Source organism: Flavobacterium segetis (assembly GCF_900129575.1).
Lineage (GTDB): Bacteria > Bacteroidota > Bacteroidia > Flavobacteriales > Flavobacteriaceae > Flavobacterium > Flavobacterium segetis.
In genome coordinates, this window is the sequence record NZ_FQWE01000002.1 from 458,109 (window position 1) to 481,372 (window position 23,264).

Sequence of the window (23,264 nt, forward strand, 5' to 3'; positions counted from 1 at the left end):
ATTCGCATAATCAATTAGATTTGATTTGTTAAATTTTATGATAAAAAATCAATAAATCATTATGCACGCATATAATAATTAAAAATAACACAAAATTAATATTAAATTCTAGCGATTCGATAAAAATCATAAGTTTGCTTAATTAAGTAGAAAAATCAGCAAAACAGTATTAAACTCTTACTATAAATGCTTGAAATTAAGTGTTAGATTTTCTTCTACATTCTTGAAATTGTACATAAATTTATAAAATATTTTTTGCCATGATATTAAATAGAATTAAGCCTAAAAACTTATTAGATTTTTGAACTCTGCATTTACAATAGTTATTCCATAAAACTAAAAATAAGAGTGTCATGAAAAAAAGTTGCCGAAAAATATTTAATTTAAATTTCTGACTTACATAATAAAAGTTAAAATTTAACGCTCAAGAATAGAGCTAATAAAAAAGCCTCAATAAATTTGAGGCTCTTAAATAATAATTCTACTATAATCTATTCTACTGTAACAGATTTTGCTAAATTCCGAGGTTGGTCAACGTTACAGCCTCGCATCACGGCAATATGATACGATAATAATTGCAAAGGTATAGTTGTGATTAATGGGGATAAAGCATCAGATGTTTCAGGGATTTCAATGATGTAATCAGCTAATTCTCTGACCTGTGTATCTCCTTTAGTTACCACGGCAATAATCTTACCGCTTCTTGATTTTATTTCTTGAATATTACTAACTATTTTATCATAATGCCCTTGTTTAGGTGCAATTACAATTACAGGCATGTGTTCATCAATCAACGCTATTGGACCATGCTTCATTTCTGCTGCCGGATAGCCTTCAGCGTGAATATATGAAATCTCTTTTAATTTCAAAGCGCCTTCTAATGCTACTGGAAAATTATATCCTCTTCCTAAATACAAGCAGTTAGGTGCATCTTTAAAAATTGCAGCAATTTCTTTTGCTCTATCATTGGTCTCTAAAGCTTCTTTTACTTTCTCAGGAATAATTTCTAACTCTTGTAAATAAGCATGAAACACAGAATGAGAAAGAGTTCCTTTGGCCTTAGCCAAACGTAAAGCAATCATAGTCAAAACTGTAATTTGAGTTGTAAAAGCTTTAGTTGACGCAACGCCTATTTCTGGTCCAGCATGAGTGTACGCTCCTGCATGTGTTTCCCTAGAAATTGAAGATCCTACAACATTACAAACTCCAAAAACGAACGCACCATTTTCTTTAGCTAACTTAATTGCTGCCATTGTATCAGCTGTTTCACCCGATTGCGAAATAGCTATAACTACGTCAGTCCTGTTAATAATTGGATTTCTATATCTGAATTCCGAGGCGTATTCAACCTCTACAGGAATTCTAGCAAACTCTTCAAAAATGTATTCTGCAACTAATCCAGCATGCCATGATGTACCACATGCAACAATTATTATACGTTCAGCATTAAGAAATTTTTCTAAATTATCTTCAATTCCAGCCATTTGGATTAAACCATCATTTGCATGAAGCCTACCTCTATAGGTATCTTTGATAACACTTGGTTGCTCATAGATTTCTTTTAACATAAAGTGATCGTATCCCCCTTTTTCAATTTGCTCCAAGTTCATTTGAAGCTCTTGAATGGTAGGATTTACTAGTGAATCATCTTTAATTTTACGAACTTTCATTGATTTGTGCAATCTAATATTTGCCATTTCGCCATCTTCTAGATAAACTGCGTTTGCAGTATATTCTATAAACGGGGAAGCATCAGATGCTATAAAATACTCACCTTCACCAATGCCTATTGCAAGTGGACTACCTAAACGTGCTGCAACAATTTCGTTTGGATTTTTTTTATCAAAAACAGCAATAGCATAAGCACCTACAACTTGATTAAGCGCTACTTGAACAGCTTTTCCGAGCTTTAGATTATCTTTTTTCTGAACTTCTTCAATAAGATTAATTAAAACTTCAGTATCAGTATCTGAGTGAAATACATAACCTCTATTTATTAATTCTGCTTTTAACGGGGCATAATTTTCAATAATACCATTATGTATTATTGCTAAATCCCCCGAATTTGATATATGCGGATGAGAGTTTACATCATTTGGCACACCATGTGTTGCCCAACGAGTATGACCCATACCAATGGAACCATTTATTGTGATTTCTTGTAACGCCCTTTCTTCTAAATCAGAAACTTTTCCTTTTGCTTTTGCAACTTTCATAGCTTCACCATCATATAACATTACTCCGGCGCTATCGTAACCTCTATATTCTAGTCTTTTTAATCCTTTAATAACAATAGGATAAGCTTCTCTATATCCAATATATCCAACGATTCCACACATAAGTTTGGCTTAATTAGGTTTTGTAAAATAAATTTCTAACTTCAATCTTTTTTCCAATGGTACAGTAGAACTTCCACCATATAAAATTGTTCCTAAAGGATTCATCACTGAAGCTTTTGGAGCTGAGTTGATATCGGCATTTGGTGTTCGTACTTTGTACGAGTTGATTCGGAAGATATCTTCAATAACAGCAAGACCTAATTTTACATTCGTGGAATCCTTGTTATTTATAAGATTTCGTATTTGATTTGTTATCCTTATTTTATAAGTCGTTCCTCTTTTACTTGTTACACCTTTTTCAATAATTCCACCAAATAATAATTTTGATTTTTTTGGGTCAATATTATTAGCAGAAGGATCAGAATAATCTACGACAGGACGACTATTTTTAAAATCATATAAATAAACTCTTTGTGGCTCAATACTATTAGCCATCGTTGCTGCATCAATATGAAACACTAAATTAGCCTCATTAATTAATATTTTTTTACCGTCAGCTGGATTTCGTAAATCATCTAACTCATCAGATATGCCATTTGCACCTGAAGTTAAATTACCTTGTCCGTCATATCCCTTAATATCAGTTTTATCAAATAAATCTAGTACCGCTATAGATCCTTCACCACCTTTAAGATACACTTTTTCATCCCCAGCAGCAGCATTGCCTTTTATAGGTAAACTATTATAAGTAGTACCCGCCGAGCTAAAATCATTGTTTAAAAGACTAACACTATTTCCGGACAAATCTAAAATTAATGTTTTCTTTTCTCTTGTAGGAGCACCTCCGGTAGGACTCGCTACATCTTGTTTATATACAATTGTTATTTGACCCTTTTTAAAGTCAAGCATTGCCATATTTCCAGTACTACCTGCAATTTTTTCTGTTTTGAAATAAAGACCTCTAAAATAGTTTTTAAAAACATTGTTAGACGCCAATTTTCCTTCATTGGCTGCATCTAAAATTCTAGTTTTAAAATATTCCTTGTTTAAATTCAGCTTCATTCCAGGAACAATATACTTAGTACTTTTCGCACCTGTAATTGAATCCGTAACTGGAACAGCTTCCTCAGTTGAACTAAAGAAGAACTCATCATTTTGCGATTTGTCTGAACTATCATTTAAACGATCCACAATTTTGTTGCTATCAAATAATGTGTTTTGATCCGTAAAAAACTGCTGTTGTTGCTGAAAACCCGTAAGCGGATCTGCATCTCTCATAAAATAACCAGACTCATAAACACTTAATTTTATTTTAGCATTAGCTGCGCCATAGATTGAATCTAAAACATACGTACGACTGCCATCAGCATTTACTTTAGTTTTAAAATCATCTTTAAAATATGGAATTGTCAAAATAACACTTTCTATAAAAGGTCTGGCACCAACACTAGTTACAGCTGCTTGTAATGATACCTGTGTATTAAAATTGGCATTAGTTTCCCCAAAGTTACTATCACTATAAATTCCTAATGGATTTACTTCAAGATTATTTGACTGGATTGCACCTGTTTTTTGGGTATAAGCTTGTACACTAAAAGACGCTTTGTTGAAATCAAAATTATTTCCGCCTATTAAATCGCCGCCTATTTCATTATAATCTTTATCACACGACGCAAAAAAAACAACAATTACAACAAGTAGCGCTTTCTTAAGAAAAGAAGTAGTATTCATATTTAATTTAAAAGTTTAATTTAAAGAACGTCATTTCGGTAAAAATTAGTGTATGCTTCCGCAAATGCGTCTTTCGGGGCGAAAGGTAAAAAAGGTTTTCCTGAAGATTCTATAAATTTTGTTAAACTTGGGGAGAGGTTTTCTGAGGCGATTATTATTGCATCGGAGTGATTTATCGTCGCTTTAATTATGTTTTCGTAATTCGGTGTTTCCAAGTCAGCCACAGCATCAGCGGGAATTCCGTCAAATTTTACCTTATTAATCATGCCTTTATTTAATGTCCCATCAAAAGATTGACCATAAACAGAAGTTACAATTTTTGTTTCAGAAAACAAAGCCTCATTTTTATAATAATGCTTCATATATATTGGCAACATTGCCGCCATCCATCCATGAACGTGAATAATATCAGGCACCCAATTTAGTTTTTTTACCGTCTCAACAACTCCTTTTGCAAAGAAAATGGCGCGTTCGTCATTATCAGGATACATGACACCTTCTTCATCTGTAAATGTTGCTTTCCTTTTAAAATACTCGTCATTATCAATAAAATAGACTTGAATTCTCTCTTTTGGGATTGATGCAACTTTTATAATAAGTGGCATATCTAAATCATTTACAACTAAATTCATCCCCGAAAGTCTAATTACTTCGTGCAATTGATGTCTTCTCTCGTTAATATTTCCATACCTTGGCATAAAAATTCTTATCTGTCCTCCTTGATCATTAATCATTTTCGGAACGTCATAAGACATTAGAGAGACCTCGTTTTCAGCGAGATACGGCACCACTTCAGATGATACATATAATATCCTCTTATCTTTCATATTGTGATTTACTTAATTTATTGGCAATAAAAACCACGCAAAATTACAAAAATTTATGCAGTTATTAACTAAAATAGTAAGTTTGCATTTAATTTTAATAATACCACCATGCCTATTTTCTACGGAAAAGCATCTTTAATGGACTATTTGAAATCAAAAAAAACAGTAGATTCCACCATTGGGTTCGTTCCAACTATGGGTGCTTTACATCAGGGACATATTGCTTTGATGAGGAAATCCCTTTTAGAAAATGAAAATACAGTAGTTAGTATTTTTGTAAATCCCACACAATTTAACAATCCTGAGGACCTAGCAAAATATCCTAGAACGCTTGACGAAGATGTGAAAAAATTAGATGATTTAGATCCTAAAATTATTTTATACGCTCCATCAGTAAATGATATTTATGAAGGGAATGTTTCCTCTCAGCACTTCGATTTTGATGGATTGGAAAACCAAATGGAAGGAAAATTTAGACCGGGACATTTTGATGGAGTTGGTACAATTGTGAAAAGACTTTTTGAGATTGTTGCACCTACAAAAGCTTATTTTGGTGAAAAAGACTTTCAACAATTACAAATCGTTAGAAGAATGGTCATTAAAGATAACCTGCCAGTCACAATAGTTGGCTGCCCCATACATAGGGAAAAAAACGAGCTTGCAATGAGTTCTAGAAATGAGAGATTATCTGATCTAGAGCGAGACGAAGCAGCCATTATCTATAAGACACTAACTACTGCAAAAGAGAAGTTTGTGAAACAAAGTTCGAAAAAAATCACACAATGGGTTAAAAAATTTATCGAAAAAAATCCCCGTTTTAAACTAGAATATTTTACCATTGCTGATGAAACAACTCTGGTGCCTTGTACCAGAAAAAACAAGAATAAAAAATACCGCGCTTTTATTGCGGTAATAGTCAACAATATTCGTTTGATTGATACCGTTTCGCTAAATTAATTTACATTTGTAACATGCAAATACAAGTTTTAAAATCAAAGATTCACCGTGTTAAAGTAACAGGTGCCGACTTAAATTATATCGGAAGTATTACTATTGACGAATCTCTACTCGAGGCGTCAAATATTATTGAAGGTGAAAAAGTGGCTATTGTAAATATCAACAACGGGGAACGCTTTGAAACTTATGCCATCAAAGGAGAAAGAAATTCTGGAACAATAACGCTAAATGGTCCAGCCGCGAGAAAAGTTCAAAAAGATGATATTATTATTATCATATCTTACGCGACATTGGAATTTGAAGAAGCTAAAACCTTTAAACCATGGGTTATATTTCCAAATGAAAACGACAATTCATTGACGTAAGTAATAAATTTTAATTACTATTATCAAAGTATTATAGCCTTTTTGAGGCATGAAAAGTTAAAATTTATTCCAAAAAAATAATGTCTAAAGTAAAAACAACTTTTTTTTGTCAAAATTGTGGCGCACAATACGCCAAGTGGCAAGGACAATGTAACTCCTGCAAAGAATGGAATACCATTGCTGAAGAAATTATTCAAAAACAAGAAAAAACCGCTTGGAAAAGCGAAACTACTTCAAGCAATAAGGCTCCAAAACCACTGCGAATTGACGAAATTGATTCTACTCAAGAGATCAGAATGGACACAACTGATGCAGAGTTGAATAGAGTTTTAGGCGGCGGAATCGTACCCGGTTCTCTAATACTTCTTGGCGGTGAGCCTGGAATTGGTAAAAGTACACTTTTACTTCAAATCTCACTAAAACTACCCTACAAAACCCTTTATGTTTCAGGCGAAGAAAGCCAGAAACAAATAAAAATGCGTGCAGAAAGAATTACACCTAGTAGTGACAATTGCTATATTCTAACCGAAACGAAAACCCAAAATATATTTAAGCAAATTGAAGCTATTGAACCCGAGATTGTAATCATTGATTCCATTCAAACCCTTCATACGGATTATATAGAATCTACTGCGGGAAGTATTTCTCAAATTAGAGAAACAACCGCTGAGTTGATCAAATTTGCTAAAGAAACAAATATTCCGGTGATACTAATTGGCCACATCACCAAGGACGGAAATATTGCCGGTCCAAAAATTTTAGAACACATGGTTGATACCGTTCTACAATTTGAAGGCGATCGAAATCATGTATACAGAATTTTGCGCTCGTTAAAAAACCGTTTTGGCTCCACGGCCGAAATAGGAATTTATGAAATGTTAGGAAGCGGTTTACGCGAAGTTTCTAATCCTTCAGAAATTTTAATTTCCCATAAAGACGAGGAATTATCAGGAACGGCAATTGCGTCAACCTTGGAAGGCATGCGACCACTAATGATTGAAATTCAAGCCCTAGTGAGTACAGCAGTTTACGGAACACCACAGCGCAGCACAACAGGTTATAATGCTAAAAGATTAAATATGATTTTAGCGGTTCTAGAAAAACGAGCAGGCTTTAGGCTTGGCGCCAAAGATGTTTTCCTGAACGTAACCGGAGGAATTTCAGTTGATGATCCTGCTATTGATTTAGCCGTTGTTGCAGCTATTTTATCCTCTAATGAAGATATTGCAGTCAATAAAGATTTTTGCTTTGCGGGCGAAGTTGGACTTTCGGGCGAAATCCGACCTGTAAACCGTGTCGATCAGCGCATTCAAGAAGCAGAGAAACTTGGATTTTCGACCATTTTTGTATCAAAATATAACAAAATTGCCATTAAAAATAGTGGAATAAATATTAGATTGGTGGCTAAAATCGAGGATGTTGCAGGGGAATTGTTTGGGTAAAAAAATTTCTTCTATAATTTCATAAAATGTAATTGTTGTTTGTAATTTAAATTGTGTTGCATATTATTTATGCGTACCATTTTACATCAAAAATCATAGACACATTCTTATAATTCAAAACTTTCGGGAATGACTATCGATTTCAAGTTTTATAAATGTACGTTTTCACTTAGATATTAAGCTGACGTTAAAACTAGATTATTGCTATAATAAAAATAATGCTTTGCATTTATTTCCTTATCTTGAAAAACTAATTCGACAAAATAAACGTTTGCATGGTAATGAAAACCACAAAACAAAAAAGCATACTGTTTTTAAAAATTCTCATCGTCTTTTTTATAGTAATTATAACATCGCTTTATTTCTTGAGAGATACTATTTTAAATGAGGCTATTGCGAATTTAAAATCCAAAATGGAACTCGACTACAATAGCAATTTTACAGTCAAAAAGGCAAATTTTGAAGGCTTTACTGATTTAAGTTTAACCGAAATTACACTTACTCCAAGAAATGCAGATACTTTATTCAGCATACAAAAATTAAGAACTAGCATTAATATTTGGAAATTATTGACTGGAGAAATTCAACTAGGAACACTTGAAGTTCAGAATGGATTTGTCCAACTCGTGAAAAAAGGAAACGTGAAAAACTTTGCTGCTTTCCTTAAAAAAGACAATCAAGAATCAATTAAGAGTAGTAAAAAAGATTATGCTGAAATCGCGTATCGTATTATTTCAAAAGTGCTAAATCTTGTTCCTACAGATATGAAGGTGGAAAATTTAGTTTTTAAATTGGACGACAATGCTAAAAGAGCAACCATTAAAATTGATAAACTGATACTTCAGAACAAAAATTTAGAAACTTCCTTACATATAAAAACCAATTCTTTTTCACAACGGTGGAAAATCAAAGGATATGCTGATCCAAGAGGTAAAAGAGCTGATATTCGATTTTTCAATCTTGATACTGGCGCCATCAAAGTTCCCTATTTAGATGAGCGTTACAATCTCATTTCCAGCTTTGACTCCATTCGTTTAAAAATTGAGAATATAAACAAAAGTGGTAACGAATTGCACATTGATGGATTTACTTCAATTGCCAATTTAAAAATAAATCACCCCAGAATTTCCCGAAAAGACGTTATTGTTAAAAATGCAAGATTTGATTATCGTTTTTTATTGGGCGCTGATTTCATTTCAATTGATAGTAGCTCGACGGTACAACTCAATAAAATTAAACTTCATCCTTACTTGGCATACGAAACCATAGAAGACACGGTTTATAAACTTAAAATAGCGCTTCCAAAAACCAAAGCTCAAGATTTTATCACTTCACTTCCGGACGGACTATTCACAAATTTTCAGGGCATGGAAGCTGATGGAGCTTTTAATTATTCATTGAATTTTCAATACAATATCAACAAACCAAAAGAATTAGTTTTTGACAGCAAACTCAAAAAAGAGAACTTGAAAATAACAAAATACGGTACAGCCAATCTAAACAAACTCAATAGTGAGTTTATTTACCGTGCCATAATCAAAGATGTGCTGCAACGCCCTATTTTAGTTGGCACAACCAATCCAAATTTCACTCCATTAGACCAGATCTCACCTTACTTACAAAAAAGTGTTTTAACCACTGAAGATCCTTCCTTTTTCAATCATCGTGGTTTTATCAATGAAGCGTTCAAACAATCTATTATAAAAAATATAAAAACTAAGAAATTCGCGCGCGGTGCGAGTACGATCAGTATGCAACTAGTCAAAAATGTGTTTTTGACACGCGAGAAAACGTTATCCCGAAAACTAGAGGAAATACTGCTCGTATACATTTTAGAAAACAACCGAATAGCAAGCAAAGAAAGAATGCTGGAGATCTATTTTAATGTCATTGAATGGGGTCCAAATATTTATGGAATTGGCGAAGCGAGTCGATTTTATTTCGATAAAAATCCATCTGATCTGGATTTAAAAGAGTGTTTATTCCTTGCCCGAATTATTCCAAGTCCTAAAAAATTCATGTATCAATTTAATGATGAGGGATTACTAAGAGAATTTGCTGTTAAACAAGAATCTTTTTTAACTAACATTATGACTCGTAGGGGTCTTTTAAGTCTTGAAGATACTATCTACAAACAACAAACCTTGAACATAACTGGCGCGGCTAAATCCTATTTGAGATTAAAAGTGAAGGATTCTACGGCAATTGATTCGATACCGACATTTGATGAATTCTCGCTTTAAAATAGGTTTAAAAATTCTATTATTTATAAGTTGCTGCTGATCTGCGAAAATTCTTTTTTTTAAGTGTAAAAGATCTGTGGAAATTTAATGACATCAACGTAAGATTCACAAACATATCCGTAAAGTTTTAAACTTTGCAGGACTTGTCAGTTACGAAATGAGAGGTGCAAGATACTAAAGACGAGGTATTAAGTGCAAAATATGAGGGATAAGGGATAGAATACTAGTCACTAATTTCCAATCTCCAGTCACGAGTTACGAATCACGAGTTTTTACTGCTCCAGATTTGTCATTCTGACGAAGGAAGAATCTCAGTTTGTTGCTCTACGCCGTTGAGCTTGCTTCGCCTTTTTCAGATCAACCCTCAAGTCCTACTGGATCGGAATGATATCGATAGCAACTTATTTGAGTAGTACTTTTATCGTAAGTAACATCAGTTTAAAACTGAAAACACATTCTCAGCGTTGGAAATTTTGCGGAGCACGGTTCTAAAACTAAATTGCATAATCATCAATGTTAGTGGGCACGGATTGCATATCCGCTAGCGGGTCCAAAGCGCAAAACATGAGGTATCAGCGACAAAATACTAATCACTAATTCCCAGTCACGAATCACGAATCACGAGCTTTTACTTTACAACGTGTAACTTTAAATCATCTAATGAAATAATGCCCAACGCTTTTTCATTGGTTGCTTTTAAAATTACAGGTGGAGCAACGCCAGCTTTTAAAGCTTCTTTCCATCGGTTAGCACACAAACACCAAACATCGCCTGATTTTAATCCTGGAAAATTATATTCTAAATTGGGCGTAACTAAATCATTGCCTTTTGATTTAGAATAGTTTAAAAATTCAGTCGTTAATACCGCTGCAACAACGTGAATTCCTGTATCAGCATCACCAGTGGAACAAAAACCATCTCTATAAAATCCTGTTATAGGTTCTAAACTTGCCATTTCTAAAGCTGTTCCAAGTACATTTTTTTCTTGCTTTCTCATCTTGTTTTTATTTAATGTAGATATAGTAGTTTCTTTAGTAATTAAACAATTTTTTTGCACTTCTTCATTTTGTCCCAATGTTATAGTTAACACAAATAAAAAGAATAAGATTTCTTTTTTCATAATCTTCATTTCTAAAAATTTTGCGCTTTGATCATTTATTTTCTATTTTCAAAATGTAAATATGAAAAGAAATTCTGGTAGATCAATAATCGTCATCTGATAATGCAAAGTTATTACCAAAGTTATTGAAACAAAACTGCTTTATCGAGGTCACCAATCAGCAATCTCCAATCAAAATTCTCCGATAGCGCGGATTTGTAATCCGTGCCCACTTACTTTCAGAACAACTCTAATAAAATAATCCGATAGCGCGGATTTGTAATCCGTGCCCACTTACTTTGAGAACAACTCTAATAAAACAACCTCAATTTCATGCTCTAACCCGATAGCGCGGATTTGTAATCCGTGCCCACTTACTTTGAGAACAACTCTAATAAAATAATCCGATAGCGCGGATTTGTAATCCGTGCCCACTTACTTTGAGAACAACTCTAATAAAATAACCTCAATTCCCGATAGCGCGGATTTGTAATCCGTGCCCACTTACTTTGCGAACAACTCTAATAAAACAACCTCAATTTCATGCTCTAATCCCGATAGCGCGGATTTGTAATCCGTGCCCACTTACTTTGCGAACAACTCTAATAAAACAATCCGATAGCGCGGATTTGTAATCCGTGCCCACTTACTTTCAAAACAACTCTAATAAAATAACCTCAATTTCATGCTCTAATCCCGATAGCGCGGATTTGTAATCCGTGCCCACTTACTTTGCGAACAACTCTAATAAAATAATCCGATAGCGCGAATTTGTAATCCGTGCCCACTTACTTTCAAAACAACTCTAATAAAATAACCTCAATCCGATAGCGCGGATTTGTAATCCGTGCCCACTTACTTTCAAAACAACTCCGATAGCGCGGATTTGTAATCCGTGCCCACTTACTTTGAGAACAACTCTAATAAAACAACCTCAATTTCATGTTCTAAACCCGCATAATTTCGGGCAGAACTGAAGTAGTAATCTTCAGGCAAAGTGACCCATTTATCTTTTACAGGATTGTCATGAATATAGGTTATTTTCTCCTTTATAAATGAATTACTATATATGTGTATAGCGTGATACCCATCCTGCCACACTTTAAACTGTTGCTCTCTTTTTAAATGTTCGCACGCTTTACTGAAATGGTCCAATAACCATTCTCTTCTACTTTCTGGCTCTTCTATTATGGTTTTTATAATTTTCTTGGAAGTAAATTTTTTAAAATCCCGAATCACATCAGATAATATAAAACCATTGACCGCCTTACAAAGCAGATGTAAATGACTACTCATTATAACGTAGGCATAAATTTCTAAACCTTTATGCTCTTGGCAATGACGCAGAGCATTTGTCAAAATATATTTCTGATTTAGTCGCGTAAAAATGTCTACCCAACCTACCGTAGTTATCGTGATAAAATAGGCTTCTTCTGTAGTATTGGCTTTGTATTTTGTGGACATAATACATGATTTATTAGAAATAATTTAGGCGGTAAGTTTTGGTTTTATGGGATTGGGCACGGATTGCAAATCCGCGCTAGCGGGAATACTTGAAGCGGTTAAAGTTGTTTTTTTGTGATGGGCACGGATTGAAAATCCGCGCTAGCGGGTTGGGATTGGGCACGGATTGCAAATTCGCGCTATCAGATGAGTTGTTTTTATATGATTGGGCACGGATTGCAAATCCGCGCTATCGGGTTTGAACAGTTAAAACAATTCTCAGTTGTTACCATTTTAAATTTCGTTCTTTAAATAAACTTTGTAATTCTTTAACCTTTTTGTTTTTTGGGTCGTTGACCAACTTGTATAGGAAGTATAAAGGGATTAAAGTTAGGATTCCCCAACTATTTTTAACAACACTGTAAAATATAACTCCTACTAATAATCCAATTAAAAAAGCATTTGTAAATGAAAAAGACTTCATTTTTTTTGCTTCATTTAATAATTCTTCGTCTGTCATTTGTATATATTCTATTTGTTCCATTTATTTAAATCTTCTTATTTGTTCAATTTTTGAGGTGTCGGTTTTGAGATTTCTACTAACTAATAAATATAAGCAAGTATATATAACTTTTTTTAATTTTCAATTATTCTAAACCTTTAATATCCGAAAGCATTTTTTAATTTCCCCAACCTCAACACCCTAACTCCCTAACTCCCCTCAACAACCGCAATTTCCTCCGCACTCAAACCATATAATTCATACACCATCAAATCAATCTCTCGTTCTAAAACCGATGTATCAGCCAAAGCATCGGCTTGCTTTAGGGTTAGGATTTGGTCTACTTTTTCGATGAAAGGTTGTCGTGCGTCAAGTGTAATATTCGGAATTGGAATATTGTTTACATAAATAGATTTCCATCTTAAATAACCTCCCCGAATTTCGGAAGCAATTTTTTTTTGATAAAATAATACTACTCTAGAATTTAATATTCCTAGTAAATAATTATCATGCAATGGAATTGAAAAAGCTGTGTCATTTATAAATGATCCAGATTTATCAATTGTAAATTGTGAACCTAAACTTATGTCAGGGTAAATAATTTTAGGAAGTGTAAATCTATCAATATTTTTGGGACTTGCTTGCAATTCGTACCAAGCAGCGGCGCCAGCTTTTGCTTTAAGTTGTAACTCGAATTTCTTTAAGTGATTATAAATTGCAGAATAATTTTCAATATTTATACCTCGATTGGAAAAAACCAGGTATTTTTTACTTGTAGGTGTAATAAACCTTCTAATATCTCTGCCTGCAAAAAGTGGTTTTATAATATCAATACTATTTGGATTTTCTTTTATCAATAATGCTCTTGTAATTTCATCAATTACAAAAGCTTCATTAAAACCGGTCTTAATTCCATAAAAGATATTTCCGTTTGTGTATTGTGAAAGGGAAATGCCAACATCTTTAATTTTTAATAATAAATTTTGTTCAATGAAATTTGTTAAGGTCCAGCCTTCATCATTTAACTGTGATATATTAATTTCATTTTTATTTTGTTCAATATAACTAGCTAATCCATCAGCAAATGACAATGAGCCTATATTTGAACTATAAAACATATGTTTCGACTTATCTTTTGTTATGCTTAAAATGCAAGGATAAGTCGTCGCCTCCTCAAAAACTTGTAAATCACCGAAATTAACAATTTCAGTAATTTGATAAGTTTTAAGAAAAGCTCTAATCTGCTTGCCATATCCAGAACGCATCCATTTATTTGGAATAATAAAAGAGAAGTGTCCATTTTCCTTTAAATTTTTCACACCTAATTCTACAAAGTAAACAAAGAGATCAGCTGAACCATTATGAGTTTCGAAGTTTTTAATTAGATGATTTTTAATATCAACAAATTCTTCTTGTCTAATATAAGGCGGATTCCCAATCACCACATCAAAACCCACAAAATCACCGGCATCATTCAAGACTTCGGGAAACTCAAAGCGCCATTCAAAAGCATTTTCATAAATGGCGTTACTCTTGATTTCCTCAATATCTGTTTCTAGTTTTTTAACATCGCACGCTAGCGTGTTCACCGCTTTATTCCATGCGGTTTGCTCTTTCTTGCTGCGGTCAAAAAGGCCTACTTGCTGAGTATAATTAAAGAGTTCGCCTTTCTTTTTTTCTAAACTTAATTTCTTTGGGTCGCTAATCCCTATTTCACTTCTAAAGTTACCTTTGATATCCGCAATCAAGCGTTCCATGTCTTTTTTCTGTTCCTTGCTTTCGGCATTTCTATAGGTGTCCACGGCAAGTTTATAACTTTCAATGTTCCATTTGCTTTGCTTCAACGCTTTCTTTAAATCAGCATCTAGCCCAAAACGCGCTATTAAGGAATTCCCACATTTAATGTTAATATCAATGTTAGGTAAGGTTTCAAGCTCTCTATATGCTATATTCTTTTCTCTACTTTCTTTGTAATACGCATTTTTCAACAGTTCAATCCACAACCTTAATCTACATATTTTGACGGAATTCGGGTTAATGTCCACACCAAACAAGCAGTTTTCTATAATGGTTTGCTTTTCGTGAAACAGGGTTTCTTGTACCCGCTGGCTTTCGGTACTTTTGGGATTATAGGTAAAAGGAACGCCATCGTCATCAGTAATAATCAACTCATCGTTTACAATATCCATTTGGTATTCCTTTAAACGCTTGCCTTTTCTATCCAGCAAAATACCCAAATCCTGCTTGATGCTGATAATTTCATTCAATGCCGAAACCAGAAAGTGTCCGGAACCCACGGCGGGATCGCATATTTTTAAGCTGTTGATGATGTCGTTTGCTCCTTGCAAGTCGGTTATGCTATTGTACAAGTCGTTGAACGTTTCAATTGTAGAGAAGTTTTCGCCCGCTTTAGTTGGGTTAGGTGCCGATTTGAACTTTTGCACCACGGCACGCCTAATGGTTTCTTTACACATGTACATCGTAATGAAACTGGGTGTGTAAAACGAACCGTCTTTATAACCGTTGATTTTTTCAAATATCAATCCTAGCACTGAGGCGTTAATCAAGGTTTTATTGTCCTCCTGAATTTCCTCGCTTCCTTCACTGGCAAAATCGTAGGCGTCTAAAAAATCAAAAAAGTAGTCCAAGGCATTGATTTCGCCTTTTTGTTTCTTTCCGCTGCCGTCTTTAATCACCGTTCCCGATATAAAAGGAAGCGGAATGGTATCTTCTAAACCGGCAATAAATAAGGTATCGTGTTCTAAATCGGTAGGTTCAAAAAGCGAACTGTTCAGGTACGGCACTTTGGCAAACACCTCCTTGACCCGATCGTTTCTATCTTCGGGTTTCTTGGCAAGCACCATAAAAAACAGCGCATTGAGGTTGTCATAATCGTGCAACACTTCTTTGTGCAAAAACGCATAACTCCGGTCGCCTTTGTGGTAACTGATGAGTTGTGCCTCCAAGAGTTTTATAAACAAGATGCGGTTGACCCACGTAATGCAAAGTTCTAAACCCACGGTAAAAAGGCGTTCTTCATAAGTAGCGCCATACTGTTTTGGGTTAGGAAGTCGGGATATTTTATCCAAACTGTCCAACTGATTGATGGCATTTTCGAGTAAAGAACCGCTGTTTCGTTCACCTACTTTGGGACGCTGAATGAGTTTTTTGCCGCCTTCTTTGGTTTCGGTCAAGCCAATGAGATGCAGGAGTTCATTATAGAAATTCTTGTCCAAGGAATTGCTGTCATTAGCAAAAGACAATTTCAAAAGATGTTCCGGCGAAAGTAATTTGTACAAAACAATCAACTTGGCGTCGTCTTCTTTATCGGTATTCCGTAAAATCGTATCGTAAGTGGCCAAATCAAAATAGGTATATTCTATTTTATCAATAATCGAAGTGATGTGAGGTTTGGCAATCTCTCTATAGAAAAAATCAGTGGTATTGCCCGATAATTTTCCTTCTTCAAAGTCTTGAAATTGCTTGACAAACGATTTGTTTTGTGCAAAAAGCTTATCAAAAATTTGTGCGTCAAAAAGAAACCATTCATTGAGGTTGGTTGCCACAAGATGTTTGATTTCAAGGTTTTTGAGCGTGATGCGTTCCCGCAAAAAGTACAAAACCAATTCTTGCAAGGCTTTATTATTTAAGTTTTTATCCGAAATCATTTCGGCTTTGTTGGTCGGACTTTTGGCTTCAATGATAACGCCCACATTACTTTTAGCTTCTGAACTGGTGTGAATCACCAAATCATTTCGGCCTTTGGTATTGATAAAATAATTAGGCGAATAATAGGTGTTTTTCAGAAAATCGGAAATCAAATTCTTGTGAAACTCTTCAGATTCATTGGCTTTGCTGGAATCTAAAAGCAGAATAAGCTTTGATTTAAACAATTCGATGCCATTGCGGTCCGGTCTAATTTTAAGAAAGGCTTTATTGAGCGCTTTACGAGGTTTGATGAGCATAGAACTGTGGGTGTTGAGAATAACCAAACGTACCAAAAATAAACGAATTGGACAAGATAGATTTTCAGGTTATACTTTTATTTTGTAATTAAATTCAGCACGAATTACCACTTACGGATTACCAATCATCAATCATTAATCACCATTCACAAAACACACCCTACAATATTGTCATTCTAACGAAGGAAGAATCTCAGTTTGTTGCTCTACGCCGTTGCGCTTGATTCGCCTATTTAGATAAACCCTCGAGTGCTCCTAAGTGGGAATGATAAGGATAGCAACTTCATTTGATTATTAACTTTTACCGCATGTAACGTAAGTTTAAAAATTAAAAACAAATCCTCAGAGCTGGTAATTTTGTGGGGCACGGTTGAAAAACGGAAAGAAATAATCATAAATGTTAGTGGGCACGGATTGCAAATCCGCGCTAGCGGGTTTCGACTCCGCTCAACCAGACAAAAATCAATAATGTTTTACGGCATATTCATAATTGAACTGGCATTATCCTTAACCTAATGTTAGGACATAAGATTTATAAAATACGAGTTACAAATTTCAACCTCCGAATTAAGAGCTTTACGCTTTAAGGTCAAAACAATCAAGTTATGCTTTTAGTTCTCCAACTTTGTCATTCTGACGAAGGAAGAATCTCAGTTTGTTGCTCTACGCCGTTGCGCTTGATTCGCCTATTTAGATAAACCCTCGAGTGCTCCTAAGTGGGAATGATAAGGATAGCAACTTCATTTGATTATTAACTTTTACCGCATGTAACATCAGTTTAAAAATTAAAAACAAATCCTCAGAGCGGGTAATTTTGTGGAGCACGGTTGTAAAACGGAAAGGCATAATTATAAATATTAGTGGGCACGGATTGCAAATCCGCGCTAGCGGGTAATTTTGTGGAGCACGGTTGTAAAACTGAAAGGCATAATTATGAATGTTAGTGGGCACGGATTGCAAATCCGCGCTAGTGGGTCCTTAGGTTATATCGTAAGTAACATCAGTTTAAAACTGAAAACACATCCTGAGAGTTGGTAACTTTTAATAGCGAAAACCACTTTATCACAAAAATTAAAAAGCCGATTTTTACTAGAAAAATCGGCCTTACAATTTATTTTTTAATTATGGTGCAGGATCAGGAATGATTGCTTGCACAGCATTAATATCAGCTATTATTTCAGGAGAAAGTGTCACCGTAATGGTGTCAATATTTTCCTTTAATTGTGCAATACTTGTTGCCCCTATGATTGTACTGGTGACAAAGGCTTGTTGCTCGATGAATGCTAATGATAGTTCCGTTAGAGTTAAACCGTTTTTCTTTGCAATATCGTTGTACATTATAGTTGCATTTGTGCATTGCTCGCTATTGTATCTAGAATAATTAGGGAACAATTTAATTCTAGCTTTTGGATGTTCTTCACCAGTTAAAAACTTGCCGCTTAAGATACCAAAGGCCATTGGCGAATACGCTAACAATCCTACATTTTCATGCATACAAATCTCTGAGGATCCTACTTCAAAAAGTCGGTTCAAGAGCGAATAGGGATTTTGAATCGTTTTAATTCTAGGTAAATTATTGTATTTACTTTCCTCTAGAAATCGCATGATTCCCCAAGGCGTTTCATTAGAAAGTCCGACATGTTTAATTTTTCCCTCTTTTACAAATCCGTCTAAAGTCTGTAAAACTTCTTGGATGTTATCCTCCCAAGCATCATCCTGAATTTTAAATCCACGTTGTCCAAAACAATTGTTTTTTCGTTCTGGCCAGTGCAATTGATATACGTCCAGGTAATCCGTTTGTAAGCGTTGTAAGCTTTGGTCTAATGCAAACTTGATACTAGCTGGCGAAAAATCTAACGTGTCTCTCATGTAACCAAAATTAGGATTGGGTCCAGCAATTTTAGATGCTAAAACTACTTCTTCTCTTTTCCCTGATTTTTTGAACCACGATCCAATAATTTTCTCCGTACTTCCGTACGTTTCTTGACGCCCCGGAATTGAATACATCTCAGCAGTATCAAAGAAGTTAACTCCGTTTTCAACTGCATAATCCATTTGGGCGTGCCCTTCAGCTTCAGTGTTTTGCTCCCCAAACGTCATTGTGCCAAGGCATATTTTGCTCACTTTTATGTCCGTATCTGGTAAGGTCGTATATTTCATTTTTTTGTAATTCTAATTTGTATGTAAAAGTAGATTTTCTAAAACTTTTAATTTTCTGTTTACACTATTTTTTTAAGAAACGTTTAAAAATAGGTACTAAAAAAGGCTCAAAGAATACTCTTTAAACCTTTTTTGCTATTCTAGATCTTTTGATTTAATTGATTTCTTTCAGCATTTCAGCAATTTCGTCTAACCTTGGAGTCAAAATAATTTCTATTCTTCTGTTTTTAGCTTTTCCATCAGCAGTTGCGTTGCTCCCTAAAGGCGCGTACTCACTTCTACCTGCTGCAGTAAGATTTTGCTTGTTGATGTTTTTATTTTCACTTAAAATCGCTACAATTGCCGTTGCTCTTTTAGTAGATAAATCCCAGTTATCAGCAATTGGACCTGAACCAGCGTAAGAATCATCATCTGTATGACCTTCAATAAGAACGGCTATTTCTGGGTTGTCACCAAGAACTTTACCCACTTCAATGACCGCTTTTTTACCTTCAGAACCTACAGCGTAACTACCTGAATTAAATAATAATTTATTTTCCATAGAGACATAAACTTTTCCGTTTTTTTGCTCAACGGTCAATCCTTTTCCTTCAAAACCATTTAAGGCATTTAATAATGTTTCTTTTAATTTTTTCATGCTTGCTTCTTTAGCAGCAATTAAATTTTCAAGTTCTTGCAAGCGTTGCGCATTTTTGCTCAATCGTTCTTGTTCCAGTGCAAGTGCTTTTCCTTTTTCATCTAATTGCTCTAGCAAGTCGCGATTTTTTTTCATGTTGCTTTGCAAAGCATCACTACTGTTTTTTTCTAAAGCAGCATAGGAATCCTCCAGTACTTTTAACTTATTTTGAGCAGCAGCATAATCTGCTTTTAACTTACTAAGTTCGGCATTGGCTTTGCCAAGATCTGTTTTTAGACCGTCGCGATCTAATTCCAACTGATTTTTGGATTTTAATAAATCAGCATTTTCATCAGCAATAGTTCTATTTTCTCTTTTTAAATCGGTAAATTTATTTTCTAGATCGTTGTATATCTTTTTAGATACACACGAAGTTGAAAGTGCTACTACAAGTAAACCGACAGCAATTTTTTTTATCATTTTATTTCTATTTTTTAATATTTTTTTGAAATTATTCTTTACACCGAAATGCCCTAGCCCTGATAGCAGTGAAAATCCTTGTTGCTTTTTCAAGAAAGCAACAAGATTGTAGCGGATAGCAGGATTAAGCTCCTAGAAAAATTATTCAATTTCCACTAGAATGGGGCAGTGATCAGAGTGAACAGCGTCAGATAAAATAACGGCTCTTTTCAATTTATGTTTTAAAGAATCACTAACTAAATTGTAATCGATACGCCAACCTTTATTATTTCCCCTTGCTCCAGCGCGATAACTCCACCAGGAATATTGATGTGGCTCACTATTAAAATGACGAAAACTATCTACAAAACCAGACTTCATAAATGTATCTAACCATGCTCTTTCCTGAGGTAAAAATCCAGAAACGTTTTTATTGCGCACAGGATCGTGAATGTCTATTGCTTCGTGACAAATATTATAATCACCGCAAATAACAAGATTGGGAATTTCTTTTTTCAAGTCATTGATGTAATTTTGAAAATCATCCATAAACATGAATTTATGGTCTAATCGATCTATGTTTGTTCCTGATGGCAAGTACAAACTCATGATAGACACATCATCAAAGTCAGCTCTAAGATTCCTTCCTTCAAAATCCATGTGAGCGATACCCGTTCCATGAACTACATTATTAGGCTTAATTTTTGAGAGAATAGCAACGCCACTATACCCTTTTTTTGTTGCCGAATAATAGTATTGATAAGGATAACCCGCAGCTGTTATTAGATCTACTGGAATTTGGTCTTCGGTTGCTTTAATTTCCTGAAGGCAAATAACATCTGGGTTTGCTTGTTGCAACCAATCGATAAATCCTTTTGTAATCGCTGCTCTGATTCCGTTGACATTATATGAAATAATTTTCATTATAGATTTTTTAGAGTTTCAAAAGTAATAAAAAAGTAGAAGTTTGATTCAGAAAAATAGAGAAAATGGACTTTTTTGCTATCTTTGTTTCTTGCTCTAAAAATAAAAAATAAATGGGTTTAGTTACCGCCAAAGAAGTTGCAAAAGCTATAAATGTTGACAAATACGGATTTATTGGAACTTTTTCCGGGTGGATATTAATGAAAGTGCTTAAAATTTCTACCTTGAACAAAGTTTATGATAGAAGTAGACATTTAAAAGATGTTGCTTTTTTAAACGGAATTTTAGACGATTTGCAAATAAAATTTGAAATTCCAGAAGAAGATTTAAAGCGGTTACCTAAAGATGGAGCTTATATTACTATTTCAAATCATCCTCTTGGTGGAATAGACGGTGTTTTATTGCTAAAATTAATGTTAGAAATAGAACCAAATTTCAAAATTATTGCTAATTTCTTATTGCACCGCATTGAACCTCTTAAGAAATATATAATGCCCGTAAATCCTTTTGAAAATCATAAGGATGCGAAATCTAGCGTGGTAGGAATAAAAGAAACACTGCGTCATTTAAGTGATGGCAAACCATTAGGAATGTTTCCAGCAGGAGAAGTTTCTACCTACAAAGATGGAAAGTTAATGGTGGATAAACCTTGGGAAGAAGGTGCTATAAAAGTAATCAGAAAAGCACAAGTTCCAGTAATTCCTATTTATTTTCATGCTAAAAACAGCCGGTTGTTTTATCTACTTTCTAAGATCAGTAGCACCTTTAGAACGGCAAAATTACCATCGGAAGTCTTTAGTCAAAAAAACCGTGTGATAAAAGTTCGTGTTGGAAAGCCAATTTCAGTTACGGAACAAAATGAATACAAATCGATTGAAGAATACTCTGAGTTTTTGCGTAAAAAAACCTATATGCTGGCAAATCCTTTCGAGAAAGAAAGCCATTTTTTACCTACTTCATCATTGAAAATTCCTAAAAGTCCTAAGAAAATTGTAACCGGAGCCAATCAAGAGAAAATGATTGCCGAAGTCGAAATAGCTAGAAATACGGACTGTCGTCTTTTACAAAGTAAAAACTACGAAGTATTTTTTACTGAAGCTTCAAAGATTCCAAACATTTTACATGAAATAGGACGACTGCGAGAAGTAACCTTTCGGGAAGTAGGAGAAGGCACAAACGAAAGTATCGATTTAGACAAACATGATAAGTATTACCATCATTTATTTTTATGGGATAATGAAACTAATAAAATTGCGGGTGCTTACAGAATGGGATTAGGTTCAAAAATATATCCTAAATATGGTATTAATGGTTTTTACCTAAACGATTTATTTCGTTTTGAACCAGAGTTGCATGATATGATGCATAAATCTATTGAAATGGGTCGCGCTTTTATCATTAAAGAATACCAACAAAAGCCAATGCCCCTATTCCTGCTTTGGAAAGGAATTATGCATACTACATTGCGTTATCCAGAACATAAATTTTTGCTAGGAGGCGTAAGCATCAGTAACCAATTCTCTGATTTTTCAAAGTCATTGATGATTGAATTTATGAAATCTAATTATTACGATCCTTACATAGCGCAGTATATTCATCCTAAGAAAGAATACAAAGTAAAACTGAAAGATGCGGATAAGGATTTCATATTCAACGAAACAGAAGCTGATTTAAATAAGTTTGATAAAATTATTGACGAACTTGAACCTGGAAGCTTACGTTTGCCTGTACTGATTAAAAAATACATCAAACAAAATGCAAAAGTGGTTGCTTTCAATGTCGATCCGCTTTTTAACAATGCAGTAGACGGATTAATGTACATTAGAATTTCAGATATTCCAGATAGCACCATGAAACCTGTAATGGAGGAGTTTCAGAAAGAACTTGAACGTAAATTGAGCGAAAAAGAAGATTAGAAATAATAGTTAAAAAGCCCGTTGATAAATAATCAACGGGCTTTTTCGTGCTTTAAAACCATCCTTTTTTGTTGACTTGATACGTTTGATAGAATTCTTCATCAGATTTTGTCAAGTAAATAATTCCTTCGATAAGACCTAATAAGGTTGTTACAGTTCCACAAGTGCAAATACTAATCACTAACCAAATTATTCCCTCAGTTGTATAGCCTAGCAGGAATTTGTGTATTCCTAATGATCCTAAAAGTATAGCTAATAAGCCAGCTGGTAATTTTTTATTATCCTGCCTAACTGGCTGAGGATTATTCCATTGCTCTTGTTTTGAATTTTCCATTT

16 protein-coding genes are annotated in these 23,264 nt (G+C 34.3%); 5 read left to right on the forward strand and 11 right to left on the reverse strand.

Features of this window, described 5'->3' with window-relative positions; translation table 11 throughout:
- Nucleotides 1–491: 491 nt before the first annotated feature.
- Genes glmS through BUA99_RS04200 form a run of 3 tightly spaced genes read right to left on the reverse strand, consistent with a single transcriptional unit; the run spans nucleotide 492 to nucleotide 4,837 of the window.
- Nucleotides 492–2,339 (reverse strand): glutamine--fructose-6-phosphate transaminase (isomerizing), encoded by a 1,848-nt coding sequence (gene glmS / locus BUA99_RS04190; protein WP_072988611.1) that lies wholly within the window; start codon nucleotides 2,337–2,339, stop codon nucleotides 492–494.
- A 9-nt stretch (nucleotides 2,340–2,348) separates the two neighbouring features.
- Nucleotides 2,349–4,010: a BamH family beta-barrel-assembly machinery protein gene (locus BUA99_RS04195; protein WP_072988614.1), complete on the reverse strand. Its 1,662-nt coding sequence runs from the start codon at nucleotides 4,008–4,010 to the stop codon at nucleotides 2,349–2,351.
- Nucleotides 4,011–4,030: 20 nt separating this feature from the next.
- Nucleotides 4,031–4,837, reverse strand: coding sequence for a glycogen/starch synthase (locus BUA99_RS04200; protein WP_072988616.1), 807 nt, complete (start codon nucleotides 4,835–4,837; stop codon nucleotides 4,031–4,033).
- A gap of 108 nt (nucleotides 4,838–4,945) precedes the next feature.
- Between BUA99_RS04200 and panC the strand changes: the two genes are divergently transcribed.
- The 4 genes from panC to BUA99_RS04220 all read left to right on the forward strand — a co-directional run bounded on the left by panC (nucleotide 4,946) and on the right by BUA99_RS04220 (nucleotide 9,844).
- The gene (gene panC, locus BUA99_RS04205; protein WP_072988618.1) at nucleotides 4,946–5,794 is read left to right on the forward strand and encodes a pantoate--beta-alanine ligase; all 849 of its coding nucleotides are present in this window, start codon (nucleotides 4,946–4,948) and stop codon (nucleotides 5,792–5,794) included.
- A gap of 14 nt (nucleotides 5,795–5,808) precedes the next feature.
- Nucleotides 5,809–6,159: an aspartate 1-decarboxylase gene (gene panD / locus BUA99_RS04210; RefSeq protein WP_072988621.1), complete on the forward strand. Its 351-nt coding sequence runs from the start codon at nucleotides 5,809–5,811 to the stop codon at nucleotides 6,157–6,159.
- 80 nt (nucleotides 6,160–6,239) lie between these two features.
- Nucleotides 6,240–7,601 carry a DNA repair protein RadA gene (gene radA, locus BUA99_RS04215; RefSeq protein ID WP_072988624.1) on the forward strand — a complete coding sequence of 454 codons (1,362 nt, stop codon included), beginning with the start codon at nucleotides 6,240–6,242 and terminating at the stop codon, nucleotides 7,599–7,601.
- 281 nt (nucleotides 7,602–7,882) lie between these two features.
- The gene (locus BUA99_RS04220; RefSeq protein ID WP_072988627.1) at nucleotides 7,883–9,844 is read left to right on the forward strand and encodes a transglycosylase domain-containing protein; all 1,962 of its coding nucleotides are present in this window, start codon (nucleotides 7,883–7,885) and stop codon (nucleotides 9,842–9,844) included.
- Nucleotides 9,845–10,472: 628 nt separating this feature from the next.
- Here the strand turns inward: BUA99_RS04220 and BUA99_RS04225 are convergent.
- The 7 genes from BUA99_RS04225 to BUA99_RS04255 form a co-directional block, all read right to left on the reverse strand.
- Nucleotides 10,473–10,964, reverse strand: coding sequence for a DUF2237 family protein (locus BUA99_RS04225; RefSeq protein WP_317045028.1), 492 nt, complete (start codon nucleotides 10,962–10,964; stop codon nucleotides 10,473–10,475).
- An 882-nt stretch (nucleotides 10,965–11,846) separates the two neighbouring features.
- Nucleotides 11,847–12,407, reverse strand: coding sequence for an REP-associated tyrosine transposase (locus BUA99_RS04230; RefSeq protein WP_072988629.1), 561 nt, complete (start codon nucleotides 12,405–12,407; stop codon nucleotides 11,847–11,849).
- 265 nt (nucleotides 12,408–12,672) lie between these two features.
- Nucleotides 12,673–12,930 carry an FUSC family protein gene (locus BUA99_RS04235; RefSeq protein ID WP_072988631.1) on the reverse strand — a complete coding sequence of 86 codons (258 nt, stop codon included), beginning with the start codon at nucleotides 12,928–12,930 and terminating at the stop codon, nucleotides 12,673–12,675.
- Nucleotides 12,931–13,097: 167 nt separating this feature from the next.
- On the reverse strand, nucleotides 13,098–16,853 hold the full coding sequence (locus tag BUA99_RS04240) for a class I SAM-dependent DNA methyltransferase (RefSeq protein WP_072988633.1): 3,756 nt from the start codon (nucleotides 16,851–16,853) through the stop codon (nucleotides 13,098–13,100).
- A gap of 1,122 nt (nucleotides 16,854–17,975) precedes the next feature.
- Nucleotides 17,976–19,013 (reverse strand): aldo/keto reductase, encoded by a 1,038-nt coding sequence (locus BUA99_RS04245; RefSeq protein ID WP_072988635.1) that lies wholly within the window; start codon nucleotides 19,011–19,013, stop codon nucleotides 17,976–17,978.
- Nucleotides 19,014–19,167: 154 nt separating this feature from the next.
- A complete protein-coding gene (locus BUA99_RS04250; RefSeq protein WP_072988776.1) occupies nucleotides 19,168–20,109 on the reverse strand; it encodes an OmpA family protein in 942 nt (313 codons plus the stop codon).
- A 141-nt stretch (nucleotides 20,110–20,250) separates the two neighbouring features.
- Nucleotides 20,251–21,012, reverse strand: a complete 762-nt coding sequence (locus BUA99_RS04255) for an exodeoxyribonuclease III (RefSeq protein ID WP_072988638.1) — start codon at nucleotides 21,010–21,012, stop codon at nucleotides 20,251–20,253.
- Between the two features lie 113 nt (nucleotides 21,013–21,125).
- Here BUA99_RS04255 and BUA99_RS04260 point away from each other — a divergent pair, with 113 nt between their 5' ends.
- Nucleotides 21,126–22,928, forward strand: a complete 1,803-nt coding sequence (locus tag BUA99_RS04260; protein ID WP_072988640.1) for a GNAT family N-acyltransferase — start codon at nucleotides 21,126–21,128, stop codon at nucleotides 22,926–22,928.
- Between the two features lie 52 nt (nucleotides 22,929–22,980).
- On the opposite strand, the gene BUA99_RS04265 is transcribed toward BUA99_RS04260, so the two are convergent.
- Entirely contained in the window at nucleotides 22,981–23,262 is a 282-nt protein-coding gene (locus BUA99_RS04265) for a TM2 domain-containing protein (RefSeq protein ID WP_072988642.1), read from the reverse strand.
- Nucleotides 23,263–23,264: the final 2 nt, after the last annotated feature.